General features: G+C 73.5%; 13 protein-coding genes. All 13 read left to right on the top strand.

The window, feature by feature from the left end; translation table 11 throughout:
- The first annotated feature begins 16 nt into the window (after positions 1 to 16).
- The 13 genes from LIP_RS14015 (at position 17) to flgM (ending at position 14,432) form a co-directional block, all read left to right on the top strand.
- Positions 17 to 793, top strand: a complete 777-nt coding sequence (locus tag LIP_RS14015) for a glycosyltransferase family 2 protein (RefSeq protein ID WP_068139717.1) — start codon at positions 17 to 19, stop codon at positions 791 to 793.
- The gene (locus tag LIP_RS14010; RefSeq protein ID WP_144440514.1) at positions 790 to 2,628 is read left to right on the top strand and encodes a hypothetical protein; all 1,839 of its coding nucleotides are present in this window, start codon (positions 790 to 792) and stop codon (positions 2,626 to 2,628) included. The genes LIP_RS14015 and LIP_RS14010 overlap by 4 nt, the downstream gene beginning before the upstream one ends.
- Positions 2,629 to 2,635: 7 nt before the next feature.
- On the top strand, positions 2,636 to 3,430 hold the full coding sequence (locus LIP_RS18095; RefSeq protein WP_082726371.1) for an alpha/beta hydrolase: 795 nt from the start codon (positions 2,636 to 2,638) through the stop codon (positions 3,428 to 3,430).
- 31 nt (positions 3,431 to 3,461) lie between these two features.
- Entirely contained in the window at positions 3,462 to 4,394 is a 933-nt protein-coding gene (locus tag LIP_RS14000) for a pseudouridine-5'-phosphate glycosidase (RefSeq protein ID WP_144440637.1), read from the top strand.
- 56 nt (positions 4,395 to 4,450) lie between these two features.
- On the top strand, positions 4,451 to 5,248 hold the full coding sequence (locus tag LIP_RS13995) for an S-methyl-5'-thioadenosine phosphorylase (protein ID WP_068139704.1): 798 nt from the start codon (positions 4,451 to 4,453) through the stop codon (positions 5,246 to 5,248).
- Between the two features lie 18 nt (positions 5,249 to 5,266).
- On the top strand, positions 5,267 to 6,502 hold the full coding sequence (locus LIP_RS13990) for a sensor histidine kinase (protein WP_068139701.1): 1,236 nt from the start codon (positions 5,267 to 5,269) through the stop codon (positions 6,500 to 6,502).
- Positions 6,409 to 7,215, top strand: a complete 807-nt coding sequence (locus tag LIP_RS13985) for a response regulator (protein WP_068139699.1) — start codon at positions 6,409 to 6,411, stop codon at positions 7,213 to 7,215. Before LIP_RS13990 ends, LIP_RS13985 begins: the two co-directional genes overlap by 94 nt.
- 419 nt (positions 7,216 to 7,634) lie before the next feature.
- A complete protein-coding gene (locus LIP_RS19345; protein ID WP_068139697.1) occupies positions 7,635 to 7,916 on the top strand; it encodes a helix-turn-helix domain-containing protein in 282 nt (93 codons plus the stop codon).
- Between the two features lie 105 nt (positions 7,917 to 8,021).
- Entirely contained in the window at positions 8,022 to 10,943 is a 2,922-nt protein-coding gene (locus tag LIP_RS13975) for an AAA family ATPase (protein ID WP_068139696.1), read from the top strand.
- Positions 10,944 to 11,001: 58 nt separating this feature from the next.
- Positions 11,002 to 12,522, top strand: a complete 1,521-nt coding sequence (locus LIP_RS13970; RefSeq protein ID WP_068139694.1) for a helicase-related protein — start codon at positions 11,002 to 11,004, stop codon at positions 12,520 to 12,522.
- A complete protein-coding gene (locus LIP_RS20135; RefSeq protein ID WP_068139691.1) occupies positions 12,519 to 13,436 on the top strand; it encodes a ComF family protein in 918 nt (305 codons plus the stop codon). The genes LIP_RS13970 and LIP_RS20135 overlap by 4 nt, the downstream gene beginning before the upstream one ends.
- A gap of 61 nt (positions 13,437 to 13,497) precedes the next feature.
- Positions 13,498 to 13,920, top strand: coding sequence for a MerR family transcriptional regulator (locus LIP_RS13960; RefSeq protein ID WP_144440513.1), 423 nt, complete (start codon positions 13,498 to 13,500; stop codon positions 13,918 to 13,920).
- 161 nt (positions 13,921 to 14,081) lie between these two features.
- Positions 14,082 to 14,432, top strand: a complete 351-nt coding sequence (gene flgM / locus LIP_RS13955) for a flagellar biosynthesis anti-sigma factor FlgM (protein ID WP_068139686.1) — start codon at positions 14,082 to 14,084, stop codon at positions 14,430 to 14,432.
- Position 14,433: the final 1 nt, after the last annotated feature.

Genomic DNA, 14,433 nt, shown 5'->3' with positions numbered 1-14,433 from the left:
CACGAGGAGGGTGCGTGTGACGAGGGACCTGGTGGTCATCCCGGTCTACAACGAAAGCCGTACGCTCCGGCAGGTGATCGAGGCCACCCTGGGGCTCACCCGGGCGCGGGTGCTGGTGGTGGACGATGGCTCCACCGACGGCTCGGCGGAGGTCGTGGAGGCGCTCTCGAGCCCCCGGGTCGAGTGCCTGCGCCACCCGAAGAACCTGGGCTACGGGCGGGCCCTGCGGGACGGCTTCAGGGTCGCCCTGGAGCGCGGCGACCGCTTCCTGGTGACCCTGGACGCCGACACCCAGCACGAGCCGGCCTGGATCCCCCGTTTCCTGCAGCGGATCCGGGCGGCGGGCGTGGACGTGCTCTCCGGCTCCCGCTACCTGGAGCCGCTGCCGGCCGGCAGCCGGGGCACCATCCCGCCCGAGCGGCTGGCCATCAACCGCGAGATCACCCAGCGGGTGAACGCCGTGACGGGCTTCGGCATCACCGATGCCTTCTGCGGGTTCAAGGCGTACCGGGTCGAAGCGCTGCGCGGCCTCCACCTGACCGAGGACGGCTACGCCTTTCCCCTGGAGTTCTGGGCCGAGGCCTGGCGGAAGGGGCTCGAGGTGCTGGAGGAGCCTGTGCCGCCCGTCTACTCACACACCTTCGAGCGCCGGTTTCCCGGCCCCCTGGACGACCCGGAGGTCCGGCGGGCCTACTATCTGAAGGTGTGGGAGCGATCGATCCGCCGGGCGGGTGCCTCGGGCTGCTGCCCGCCGCCGCCCGAGCCCGACCGCGGGGAGGCGGCGTGCCGGTGAGCGCCTGCCGGCAAGATGCCCTCTGGGCGCGGAAGGGAGGGGCCGCGGGCGAGGAGCTCCAGCTCCCGCAGGGCCTCCGGCTCGCGGCCCGCTTCGATGAGCCGCCCCAAGCGCCCGGCCTTCTGGCCGACCCACCCATCTCCCGCTGGATCGCGACGGCCGAGCGGAACCGCCGGCTCCTGCTCGAGGGCGGGGTGGAGGTGGCCGGCTTGCCCCTGGACCGGATCCGCCGGAGCCTGCGGGAGGAAGGGTCCGCCGCGCCCGTTCCCCTGGCGGCGGGAGACCCTCCGGTCCTGGTGACCGGGCACCAGCCCATCCTTTACCATCCCGGGGTGTGGGTGAAGCTCTTCGCAGGGGCCAGCGCCGCGGACGCCGGGGGCGGCCGCCTGCTCAACCTGGTGGTCGACTCGGACGTCGCAGATCTGTCGGTGCCCGTGCCGGCCCTTTCCTCCGATCCGGCCGCCGAGCCCGGCGAAGGCCCCGCCCGGCCGGGCGTTCCCGAGCTGCACCGGCTCCAGCCTGCGGGCCTCGGGCCCGACGAGCTTCCCCTGGAGCGGCGCGCGGCGCCGGACGCGGGGGCGTGGCGGGCCTTCCTGGAGCAGGTGCGCGCCCTCCTGGCCCCGCTGGCTCCCCAGGCCGCGGCCCGGCTGGACCGCCTCGCGGCGGTGACGCCCGAACCCCGCGAGAGCGTGGCCGCCTTCTTCTCACGGGTGCGGCGCGGCTGGGAGGAGGGCGCCTCGCTCCCCGGGCCCACCGGGTACCGGGAGCTACCCGTCTCCGCCCTGAGCGGGACCCTCGCCTTCCGCCTGTGGGTGGTCGAGTGGGCGGAGAACGCAAGGTTCTGGCGTGAGGCGTACAATGAGGCGCTCCGCCAGTACCGGATCCTCCACCGCCTTCGCTACCCGGCGAACCCCTTCCCGGACCTGGAGGAGACGCCCGAAGGGGTCGAGATCCCCTTCTGGAGCCTCCCGCCCCCGGAGGGGGGCGACGTGGAGGCTGGTGTGCCCGGCGGGCCGCAGGGATCCGCCGGGCGCCGTCCGGTCCTGGCCTGTGCCCTGGGGGATCGGCCCCACGGGGCGGCCGGCGAGGCCCACGGCGGTCGCATCATCCTGCGTAGCACCGGGCCCGAGGGGGTCCGGACGCTGGCGGAGCTCCCGACCGGGGACCCGCTGGGGGCCGCCCGGGCGCTGGCTCAGGCGGGCGTGGCCCTGCGCCCCAAGGCGATCCCGCTCACCCTCTTCGCCCGCCTCTTCCTGGGCGACCTCTTCATCCACGGCACCGGCGGGGCGCGCTACGAGACCATCGGGGACTTCCTCTTGGCCGCCCGCTGGCCGGAGGCCTTCGGGCGCGAGGTGCCCCGTTATGCCGTCTGCTCAGCTACCCTTCGGCTGGAAGGGGCCTTCCGGGGGCACCCGCTGGCCGAGCTGGCCGCCCGGAGGGAACGCCTGGAGGACCTGCTCCGCGGCGTGGAGCACAACCCCCAGCGGGTGGTGGCGGACCTGGCAGGCCCCTTGGGTGAGGAGGCGGCCCGCGCGGGCATGCGGCCCGATCCCGAGCTCACCGCCCTGGCCGCCCGCAAGGAGGAGCTGGTGCGCCGGATCCAGTCCGGGGGTGACCGGAAGGCTCTGGGCCAAGCGATTCGAGAGGTGAACGGGGAACTGGCGGAGCGGCTCCGCCCGCTGGCCGGTCACCTGGCCCGGGAGCTGGCGGCCGCCCGGGGGGCGGAGGCGGTGCTGGCCGAGCGGGGCTGTCCCTTCTTCCTCTTCGAGCCCGAGGAGCTCTGGCGTCTGCTGGAGGCATCTTCAGGCGAGCCCGGGCTGCCGGGCGGGAGGTGAGCCCGACCTGGCGACCGAGACGTACGTCGAGCTGAGCAACTACGGGGAGACGATCCGGGGCGTCCTCCACCTGCCCGAAGGACCGGGCCCGCACCCGGCGGTCCTCTGCCTGCACGGCCTGGGCGGCCACCGGATCGAGGCGCACCGGCTCTTCGTCAAGCTGGCCCGGTCCCTGGCCGATCACGACCTTGCGGCGCTCCGCATCGACTTCCGGGGCGCGGGCGAGTCGGACGGGGAGGCCGCGGAGCGGAGCATCTCCTCGGAGCTCTCCGACGCCCGCACCGCCTACGCCCACCTGGCCGGGCACCCCTCGGTGGACCGCACCCGCCTGGCGGTCCTGGGGCTCAGCTTGGGCGGGGCGGTGGCCGCCCTCCTGGCGGGCGAGACGGAGGGGTCGGACCTGCCCCCTCCGGCCGCGCTGGTGCTCTGGTCTGCGGTGGCGGACCTTCAGGAGCTCTTCCTGCCCGCGGTGACCCCCGAGGCGCGGGCGCGGCTGGAAGGCGGGGATCCTGTGGTGTGGGGTGCGGAAGAGGTGGGACCCGCGTTCTACCAGGACCTCCTCCACCTGGAGCCGCTCGCCGGCTTCGCTCGCCATCGCGGGCCGGCCCTGGTGGTGCACGGCGAGGGCGACGGGGTCGTGCCCCCGGGCCAGGCCCGGCGGTGGGGACAGGTCCGGGGCGGCGTGGACGTGGTGCTCGTGCCCGGGGCTGGGCACACCTTCGAGCGGCCCGACTGGGAGCGGGAGGTGCTGGAGGTCACGGTCCGGTGGCTCGTGAAGCGGCTTCAGCGGTCCGCAGCGTGAGGGATCGGGGCCGGGAAGGAGCGTGATGGACGTGCGGGAGCTGATCCGGGTGGCGCCTGAGGTGCGCGCGGCCCTGCGGGAGGGCAAGGCGGTGGTCGCCCTGGAGTCGACCCTGGTGGCCCACGGCATGCCCTACCCCACGAACCTCAAGACCGCCCTGGCCCTGGAGGAGGCCGTCCGGGAGGGAGGGGCCGTCCCGGCGACGGTGGCCGTGGTGGGCGGCCAGGTGAAGGTGGGCCTCTCCGAGAGCGACCTGGAGCTGATCGCAAGCGACCCCGACGTCTACAAGGCCAGCCAGCACGACCTTCCGGTGCTCATCACCAAGCGATGGCACGGGGCCACCACCGCGGCGGCCGCCATCGCCGTAGCCGGGCGGGTCGGGATCTCGGTCTTCGCGACGGGCGCCATCGGCGGCGTCCACCGGGACGTGATGGAGACCCTGGACGTCTCCACGGACCTGACCGAGATCGCCCGAACCCCCGTCTGCGTGGTCTGCTCCGGCGTGAAGACCGTCCTCGACACCGACTGGACGCTGGAGTACCTGGAGACCCGGGGCGTCCCCGTGCTCGGGTACCAGACCGACGTCTTCCCCGCGTTCTACTACCGGGATAGCGGCTGCCCCGTGGACTACCGGGTGGAGTCGCCCCTGGAGGCTGCCCGGGTCATGAGTGTCAAGTGGGCCCTGGGGTTCACCGGAGGGCTCGTGGTGGCCAACCCCGTTCCCGAGGCGCTGGAGCTGGACCCGGACCTGGTCGAGGACGCGGTGGACGAAGCCCTTTACGAGCTGGAGGAGCGGGGCATCCGCGGCAAGGCCGTCACGCCCTTCCTCCTCCAGGTGCTGCACGAGAAGACCGAAGGCGCCACCCTGCGCACGGGGGTGGCCCTGGCCGAGGAGAACGCGCGCCTGGCCGCCCGCGTCGCGTCGGAGTTCGCCCGGCTGCAGGCGGCCCGGAGCATCTCCTGAGGCTGGCGGCGGCCGGGTCGACGGCGGCGGGAGGGCGGCGAAAGGAGACGAGGGACATGCCACAGGCAGAGATCGGCATCTTTGGGGGATCAGGCTTCTACCGCTTTCTGGAAAACGTGGAGGAGGTCTGGGTGGAGACGCCCTACGGGGCCCCGAGCGACAAGGTTTCCCTGGCCGAGGTCGAGGGCCGGCGGGTCGCCTTCCTGCCCCGGCACGGCCGGGACCACCGGCTGCCGCCCCACCGCATCAACTACCGGGCGAACCTGTGGGCCATGAAGGAGCTGGGGGTCACCCGGGTGATCGGGCCCTGCGCGGCCGGCAGCCTCCAGCCCCACGTGCGCCCCGGGGACCTGGTGGTGAGCGACCAGTTCGTCAACCGCACCTGGGGCCGGGAGGACACCTTCTACGAGGGCCCCATCGTCACCCACATCTCCGCCGCGGACCCGTACTGCCCCGAGCTTCGCCCCCTGGCCCTGGAGGCGGCCGGCCAGGTCGGTTTCCGCGCCCACGACGGCGGCACGGTGGTGGTCGTGCAGGGGCCCCGCTTCTCCACCCGGGCCGAGAGCAAGGAGTTCCAGGCGCAGGGCTGGGAGGTGATCAACATGACCCAGTACCCCGAGGTGATCCTGGCCCGGGAGCTGGGCATGTGCTACCTGAACCTGGCCCTGATCACCGACTACGACGTGGGGCTGGAGGGCCATCCCGAGGTCCGACCGGTGAGCCACCAGGAGGTCATGCGGGTCTTCCAGGAGAACAACGATCGGTTGCGGGAGCTTCTCCAGCGTCTCGTCGCCCGCATCCCCCGCGAGCGCGGGTGCGCCTGTGGGCAGGCCCTGGAATCGGCCCGACCCTGATCGGGAGGCGCGCCCCCGGTGAAGACCGAGCTGAGCTCGCAGCGCCTGGAAGAGCTCCTGGATCATGTCATCGCCCAGGTCCGGGACGGGCGCGAAGAGATGCACGCGATGGCTGAGGCCGCGCACGGTGAGGAGGCGGAGCTCCAGCGGCGCCTCGACCAGCTCCAGCACCAGCTCCTGCGGGTGGCGGACCAGGTGGACCGGGCGTCGCGGGAGGCGTACCGGTCGCGCCACCGCCTGATGCTGGTGAACCGCGACTTCAGCCGCTTCAGTGAGGAAGAGATCCGCCGCGCGTACCACGACGCCCAGGAGGCCCAGCTCGAGCTGGCCACCCAGCAGGAGCGGGAGCGCCTCCTCCGCCTGCAGCGGGACGAGCAGGAGCGCACCGTGCGCATGGTGCGCCAGCTGGCCGAGCGGGCCGACGCCCTGGTGGCCCAGGTGAGCGTCGCCCTGGACTTCCTCCAGGGGAACCTGGAGGCCATGTCCGAGCAGCTGCAGGACCTGCGCGCCCGGCAGGAAATGGGCCGCCGGGTGATCGCGAGCGTGGAGGAGGAGCGCCGCAGGCTGGCCCGCGAGATCCACGACGGGCCGGCCCAGGCCATAGCCAACCTGGTCTTCCGGGCCGAGATCTGCCAGCGGCTGGCGCAAGCGCTCCCTGGGGCGGCCGGCACCGGGCAGCCTGCAGCCGGCCAGGACGTGGCCGAAAAGCCAGCGCCCGGAACCGAACCCGGCGTCGCGGCCACCCTTTCCGCCGAGCTGGGGCGGATCCGGGAGGGCGTCCAGGAGAGCCTGCGGGAGATCCGCACCATCATCAGCAACCTGCGCCCGATGGCCCTGGACGACCTGGGGCTCGTGCCGGCGGTCCGACGCTTCCTCGAAGGGGTCCAGACCGGCAGCGGCGGCCCCGAGGTCGACTTCCACTACGACGACGAGGAGACCCGGATGGAGCCCGAGAAAGAGGCGGCCCTCTTCCGGCTGGTGCAGGAGGCGGTGCAGAACGCCCTCCGGCACGCCCGGGCCCAGCGGATCGTCGTCCGCCTGGAGCTGACGGCTGGCCGGGTCAGCCTTCTGGTGGCCGACGACGGCATCGGCTTCGACTGGGAGGCGGTCCAGCGGCGCGGGGGCACCTACGGGCTCATGCACATGCGGGAACGGGTCGAATGGTTACAGGGGAGCTTCCAGGTGGAGAGCCGCCCCGGCAGGGGCACCCGCATCCGGGTGCAGATTCCCGTGGGAAGGGGTGGGGGAACCTGATCCGCGTCGGGATCGCCGACGACCACCCGCTCATCCGCCAGGCCGTCACGACCCTGCTGGCCATGGAGCCGGACATCCGCGTGGTGGGCGAGGCAGGGGACGCCCGGACGGCCCTGGAGCTGGTGCGCGCCCAGAAGCCCGACGTGCTCCTGCTGGACATCAACATGCCCGGCGGGGGGCTGGAGGTGGCCCGCGCCCTGGCCCGGGAGCGGTCCGAGACCCGAGTGGTGGCCCTCACCATCCACGACGACGAGGAGTACCTGGCGGCCCTGGTGCGGATGGGCGTGCGGGGCTATGTCTTGAAGGACGAGGCTCCCCAGCGGGTGGTGAACGCCATCCGCGAGGTCCGGGACGGCGGTGCCGTCCTGCCCTCCAAGATGATGGCCCGTTTCCTCGATCACCTGGGGGACCACCGCACCAGCTCCCCGCGCCCCGCCGCCGGGGCTGAAGCGGCCGGCCGGCTCTCGGCCCGGGAGCGCGAGGTGCTCGAGGGGATCGTGGAGGGCAAGAGCAACCGCCAGATCGCCCAGGAGCTGGTCATCACCGAGAAGACCGTGAAGAACCACATCACCCACCTGCTGGAGAAGCTCCAGGTGCAGGACCGGACCCAGGCGGCCGTATACGCGCTCCGCCACGGGCTGGTCGCCCCCTCGGACCTGCCGGATCTGGGACCAGGGTCCCAATCGGAGCCCCTTCCCGCCCTGAGAAAATGAGACCGTGGTCCGATGTTCACGCCGGTTCCCTTTTCCTAGAATGAGGACAAGCAGGTCGGCTGACGCTCTGAGCCCACGCGAGGGAATCCCCAGCCTCGTGAGCCGACCCATCAACCAAAAACCCGATCCCCAATCCAGTCCGGGAAGGAGCGGGGCGCAGCAAGGTCGGCGGAAAGGACTCCGTACCCCAGCGCCGGCCGGAGCGCACCGTAGTGGATGGGGACCCGCTGATCGACCCCACGTCGGCGGGTCCCCGGTCCCTCCCGGGCACGATTCCTGCCGGGGTGGGCCGGGAAGAGCGCGGAGCGGGTGCGTGGGGTTCATGGGCCTGTCACACTCGTCCACGTGCCGCCATAGTCTGGGCAACGAAGGAGCCAAGCCCCTTCTTACGCTACCGAGACGAAACGGCGGGATTTGACGTGGATCGACGGCCTCAGCAGGACCGGATCGCCCAGGGGCTCAAGGATCTGTCCGGGCGGGAGCGCGAGATCCTCGAGCTCCTGGCCAACGGTTTGAACAACCGAGAGATCGCAGCCGCGCTCTACATCAGCCCCCACACCGTGAAGAACCATGTGAGCAGCATCTACCGCAAGCTTGGCGCCGACGACCGCACCCGCATCGCCGTCACCGCCCTGCGGCTGGGCGCCGCCCACCTGCGCGACGACCTGGTGCCCTGCGGGCCCGGCACGACGGCCCTCTGAGATCCCGCACGCCCTCTGGGCGGGCCCGGCCTGGGCGTGCAGCGGGAGGAGCGGGCTTCGAGGCGTCGAAACCGGTGGAGGGCAGCGGGCAGGAGGGCGGCGGCGGTGAACCCATCCGGCGACCAGCGGCCCGACCGGATCGACGGTCGGGTCGCACGCGTCACCTTTCGCAACCCCGAGAACGGCTTCACGGTCCTGCGCCTGGAGCAGGAGGGCGGGGGCCGGGTCGCCGTGGTGGGGAACCTTCCGGAGCTGAAGGACGGCCAGCCCGTGCGCCTCTTCGGTCGCTGGACCCAGCACCCCCGTTACGGCCAGCAGTTCGAGGCCGACGCGGTGGAGGTGGTGGAGCCCACGGGCGCGGAGGCCATCGAGCGGTACCTGGCCTCGGGCGCCATCCCCGGGGTGGGGCCCGTTCTGGCGCGCCGGCTGGTGGAGCGCTTCGGCGCCCGCACCCTGGAGGTCATCGAGGAGGCCCCCCGGCGCCTCACGGAGGTGGAAGGGGTGGGGCGCGAGAAGGCGCGCCGGATCCACCGGGGCCTGAAGGACCAGAAGGACGCCCGGGAGGCCTTCCTGTTCCTGCAGGGTCACGGCGTGGGCCCCGCGCTCGCGGCCCGCATCCACCAGACCTACGGGGAGCGCACCGTCGCCCGCATCCAGGAAGACCCCTACCGGCTCATCTACGACGTGCGGGGCGTGGGCTTCCTCACCGCAGACCGCATCGCCCGCAGCCTGGGGATCCCCGTGGACGGCCCCCAGCGGGCCAGAGCCCTGATCCGCCACCGGCTGCAGGAGGCCACCCTTGCCGGCCACACCTTCCTCCCCCGCCCGGACCTGCAGCGGGAGGTGGTGCAGGAGGGCATCCCCCCCGAGCGGTTCGAGGAAGCCCTCGCCGCCGCGGCGGAACGGGACGAGGTGGTGCAGGAGCCGGGCGAGGTGGACGCGGTCTACCTTCCTTACCTGTACGAGGCGGAGCTCGAGGTGTGCCTGCGCCTGCGCCTGCTCCTGTCGAGCCCGTCCCCGGAGGGAGAGCGGGAGCCGGCGATGGCGTCCGGGCGGGAGCAGGACGGCGAGCCAGGCCCGGAAGCTCCCCGGCGCGGCGCCCAGCGGGTGGACCCCGCGCGGCTCTCCCAGGAGGTGGCGCTGGCCGAGCGGAGCAGCAGGCTCGAGCTGGCGCCTGAGCAACGGGAGGCCCTGGTCCAGGCCCTGGTCCAGCCTGTGCTCATCATCACCGGCGGGCCGGGAACGGGCAAGACCACCCTCGCCCGGGCGGTGGCCGCCTGGTGCCAGGCGCGGCAGGTCCGCCTCCTGCTCGCCTCGCCCACGGGCCGGGCCTCCCGGCGACTGCGGGAAGCGACGGGCCTCCCTGCCCGCACCCTCCATCGGACCCTGGAGTTCACGTACGTGCCCGGCGCAGGCGAGCGGGCGGGTGCCCGCTGGGTGCGAAACGCCGGGAACCCCCTGGACGCGGACGTGGTGCTGGTGGACGAGCTCTCGATGGTGGACCTGCCCCTCTTCGCCCGCCTCCTGGCCGCCGTCCGGCCGCCCACCCGCCTGATCCTCATCGGTGACGCGGATCAGCTCCCTTCCGTGGGCCCCGGCCAGGTGCTCCGGGACCTGCTGGAGTCCGGGGTGGTGCCGAGCTTCCGCCTCCGGCAGATCTTCCGCCAGGCCGAGCAGAGCCTCATCGTCCAGAACGCCCACCGCATCCGGACGGGCCGGCGCCCGGTGTGGAACCGGCCGGGGGGCGAGTTCTTCTTCATCCCGGCCGAGCCCGAGGCGATCCCCGCCCTTGTCACCGATCTGGTGAGCCGCCGCCTCCCCTCCTTCGCCCCGGACCTCACCCCGGCCCAGATCCAGGTGCTCTGCGCCACCCGCCGGGGTCCCAGCGGCGCCGACGGCCTCAACCGCTCGCTGCAGGAGGCCCTCAACCCGGCCCACCCGGGGAAGGCCGAGGTGACCGGAGGGACCACGCCCGAGGGTGAGCCGGAGCGGTTCCGGGTGGGCGACCGGGTGATGCAGGTGCGGAACGACTACGAGAAGATGGTCTTCAACGGCGAGTTGGGGAGGGTGGCGGCCGTGGACCCGGAGCAGGAGCAGGTGACCGTCGTCTTCGACGAGGGGGAGGAGAGCCAGGAGGTACTCTACGGGCCCGGCGAGCTGGACGAGCTGCAGCTCGCCTACGCGACCTCGGTGCACAAGAGCCAGGGCAGCGAGTACCCGGCGGTGGTCATGCCGGTGGTGTCGGTGATGCCGGCGCTCATGAGCCGGAACCTCCTCTACACCGCCATCACCCGGGCCCGGCGGCTGGTGGTGCTGGTGGGGCAGGTGGACGCGCTGGAGCGGTACTGCCGCAGCAGCGGGGCCCTCCTCGCACGCCACAGCCGGATGGCACGGCGCCTGGTGGACGTCCTGGGGCAGGGATCGCCGAGGATCCGCCCAGTGCAGGCGCTTCGCCCGGCCCTGGAGGCCCTCTGGCGCGAGCGGCACCTGGCCGCGCCGCTGGAGGCGCTCTGGGTGGATCCAGAGCGGCAGCGGCCCAGCGCCCTCTGCTACGTGGAGCGAGAGGGGAGGTACCTCATGATCCGCCGCACCAAGGAGCCCTTCGCCGGCCTCTGGACCGCCCCGGGCGGCAAGGTGGAGCCGGGCGAGTCCCCCGAGGAGGCCATCCGCCGGGAGGTGCGGGAGGAGACGGGCCTGGAGCTGGAGCGGTTGGAGCTGCGGATGATCACCTCCGAGACCGGTCCCCACCCGGCCTACAACTGGCTGCTCTTCGTCTTCCAGGGAACGGCCGCGCCGGGCCCCGAGCGGGACGGTGGGGAGGGGGCCCTGCGCTGGTTCGATCGGGCCGAGCTGGAACGCGCCTCGCTGCCCGATGTGGACCGGCGCCTGCTCCCCTACCTCCTGGCCGGACCCGGCGCTCCCCTGCACCTGGCCCGGGTCCGGTACGACGCCGGCGGCGGGGTGGCGGAGCTGGAAGTGGAGGAGGCCGGCAGGACCGCGCCCGCGGCCGGCGAAACCAGGGAGTGATCCGTTCCCGGCCGGATGGCGCGTGAGCCTCGTGCCCCAGGGGCAGGAGGCGTTTTTCATGTCGTCGTACGAGCAGGATGGAGGCGCGCCCGTGGGGGCGCGCCTGCTGGACCGCTGGCAGGGCCAGGCGCTCCTGGAGAGCGAGCTGGCCCGCCGTGCCGGCGGGGCGCCGTCGGACCTGGAGACCCTGGCGGCGGCGGTGGCGGCCGGGTGGGTCGACCGGGTCCCCGCGATCGAACGCGGTCCTCGCGGGTGGACCTGCCTCCGGTGCGGCGGGAGCGCGATCCGTCTCCTGCCCTGCGGCCGCTGCGGGCGAACGGACTGTCCCTTCTGCGAGGAGTGCGCGACACTGGGGCCGGCCCGCGGCTGCGACCGGCTCTACCGCTTCCCGGCGAGACCTGCCACCCCCTGGCCCGCTCCCGGCGGCGGGTGCCCTCTGGGCGCGCCTGATTCTCCGAGCTGGCCCCGCCTTCCCTTTCGCCTCACCCCGGCCCAGCGCCGGGTGGCCGATGCCCTGGCACGCTGGGCCACGGAGCCTGCCGGCCCCGGGTCCATGCTGCTCTGGGCGGCCTGCGGCGCGGGGAAGACCGAGATGCTCCTGGCCGCGGCGGCCGCGACCCTCCGGGCCCAGGGCCGGGTGCTGGTGGCCACCCCCCGGCGGGAGGTGGTGCGGGAGCTGGAGCCCCGCATCCGATCCGCCTTCGCCCCGCTGCCCGTGAGCGCCTGGTACGGGGGCGCGCCGGAGGAGAGCCGGCCGGATCCGGGAGCGCCCCTGGTGGTGGCCACGACCCACCAGTGCCTCCGGTTCCACCGTGCCTTCCACCTGGTGGCCGTCGACGAGGTGGACGCCTTCCCCTTCCGGGACCACGAGATCCTCCGGAGGGCGGTGGAGCGGGCAGCCCTGCCAGGGGCGAAGCGGCTCTGGGTGAGCGCCACCCCACCGACATGGCTCCGGCGGCAAGCCGGAGGTCGGGGTGGAGGCCGGGGCCGGGGGCGCACGGGCCTCCTCTTCCTGCCCGTGCGGCCCCACGGCCACGCCTTGCCCGAGCCCCGGCTCCTGTGGGATCCCAGGCTCCTTGCCTGGCAGGTCCCGGGGGCCTGGCCCCGGCGCCTGGCGGTCTGGCTGCGGGCGTCGCGGGCCCGGGGGGCGCGGCTCCTGATCTTCGTGCCCACGGTGACCCTCGCGCAGGCGCTGCCCCCCGTGCTGGCCCGCCTGGTGGGGGAGCCGGTGGGTACGATCTGGGCTGGGCATCCCGCCAGGGACGAGACGCTGGAGCGCTTCCGCCGCGGGCGGGTGGGGGTCCTGGTGAGTACCTCCCTGCTGGAGCGGGGGGTCACCCTCCCGGCGGTGGACGTGATGGTCCTCTTCCCCGAGCACCCCGTCTTCGATGCGGCCGCCCTGGTGCAGATGGCGGGCCGGTCCGGCCGGAGCCCGGAGGATCCTGCGGGGAGGGTGCTCTTCGCGGGCGCCTGGCCCTCCCGGGAAGTCTGGCGGGCCCTGCTCGCCGTTCGCGGGATGAACCGGAGGGCGGCCCGGGAGGGTCTCCTGGGTTCCGCCGCGCCGGGGGAGGCGCCGTGAGCGCCCCGGGGTGGCTCCCGCCCGGCGGCAGGCGCGCGGGCCCTCCCACGGTGGCGGCCCGAGCCCGGGCCGCGGCGGCCGAGTGGGGACGACGGCTCGGCGCGTGGGTCTACCCCCGGCCGCCCCTCTGCCTGATCTGCCGGGACGGCCCGGTCACCGCGCGGAGCGAGCCCCTCTGCCCGGAGTGCCTGGCCGAGCTCCCGCGGCTCCACGGCTTCCTCTGCGAACGGTGCGGGCAACCCACCGAGCCTGAAAGGGTGAGGGACCCGCCCGGAACCAGGGGCGAGAAGGGGCGATGGCCGCCGGTCTTGCGCCGGACCCGGGAGGTCTTCCTGCGGGTGGCCGGGGGTCCGGTGGAGTGCCCCCGTTGCCGCAGGGACCCACCCGCCTTCGCCCGGGCCCGGGCCGTGGGGCTCTACAGCGGCTGGCTGCGGGCCGCCGTCCACCGGCTGAAGTACCGGGGCGAGGCGGAGCTCTCGCTGCCACTGGGCGCGCTCATGGGCCTCCTGGCTCGCGAGGAGCTTCTCTTCGCGACCACCTCGGCCGTGGTACCGGTGCCCCTCCACCCGGGCCGCCTGCAGGAACGGGGCTACAACCAAAGCGAGCTGCTGGCCGCGGGGGTGGCCCGGCTGCTGGCCCGCCCCCTGCGGCCCGAGCTCCTGGCCCGGCCTCGGCCCACGGCGCCCCAGGTGGGGTTGGACGAGGGCTCCCGGAGGCGGAACCTTCAGGGCGCCTTCGCGGTGTCCGATGCCAGGAGTGTACGGGGGCGCCGGATTCTGCTGGTGGACGACGTGCTGACCACTGGCGCCACCTGCCGGGAGGCCGCCCGGACGCTACTGGCGGCGGGTGCCCGGAGGGTGGACGTCCTCACCCTGGCGGTCACGCCGCCACCGGAAGGAGATCGCCCTGAGTGATCGGAACTCTACCGTGCGGGGCAGTAAGTCCGATGCAGCGGTAACCGGAGGTGGGATGCTCATGGCGCTGAGGAACTGCGTGCGGTGCGGGCGCCTGACGGACGGCCGGTTGGGCAGCCTTTGCCCCCAGTGCCAGCGGGAGGACGCCGAGGCCTTCGAGGCGGTGGTGGACTACCTCCGGGATCATCCCGAGGCCAACCTCATGGAGGTGAGCCAAGCAACCGGCGTGGATGCGGACCACATCCGACGTTTCCTCCGGGAGGGCCGGTTGGAGTTGGTGGGTGATCCTGATGCCCTCCAGTGCGAGCGATGCGGGGCGTCGATCAGCACCGGACGTCTCTGCTCGGACTGCACTCGGGCGATGGAGCAGGCGGCCGCTGCCCAGACCCGGCCCCCGGTGGAATCCAGGCCATCTGAATCTCCGGCTCGCTTCCACCTGGGACGGCACTGGCTCGAGGAGCGCCGGGAGCGGTACCGGCGATAGACTGTAGCAGACTGAGAGTGCCCGCCCGCGAGCCTTCGACCGCGGGAGCGAGGGGACGGCGTACCCGCGGCCGTCGGGCCCTCCGGCAGCCTCCGTAAAGTTGCCGGAGGCGCATGCCGAAAGGTAAGATGAGCCGGCAACGGCGGGGGTGGAGGTGGAGCATGATCGTCTCCGAGGCGCAGGTCCAGCGGGTGGTCCGTATCTACCAGGTGCAGGGCGCGCAGAAGGTGAAGGCGGGCCCGGGCGGCGGCCGGCCCCGTCCCGACAGGGTCACCCTGTCCAAGGAGGCCCGGGAGATTCAGAAGGTCCGGGAAGCCCTGGCGGGGATGCCCGACGTGCGGGAAGCGAAGGTGGCCGAGCTGCGGAAGGCCCTGGACGCCGGAACCTATCGTGTCGACTCGGCCGACGTGGCCGAGAAGATGTTCGCCCGATTCCTGGTGGACCGTTTGGCCGCGGACCTGCCGTCCACCCAGGACGCAGAGGGTGCCCCCGGTGGCAGGGAGGGAGACTGAC

It is taken from the genome of Limnochorda pilosa (assembly GCF_001544015.1).
Taxonomy (GTDB): domain Bacteria; phylum Bacillota; class Limnochordia; order Limnochordales; family Limnochordaceae; genus Limnochorda; species Limnochorda pilosa.
This window is presented reverse-complemented; position numbering and strand designations above follow the sequence as displayed.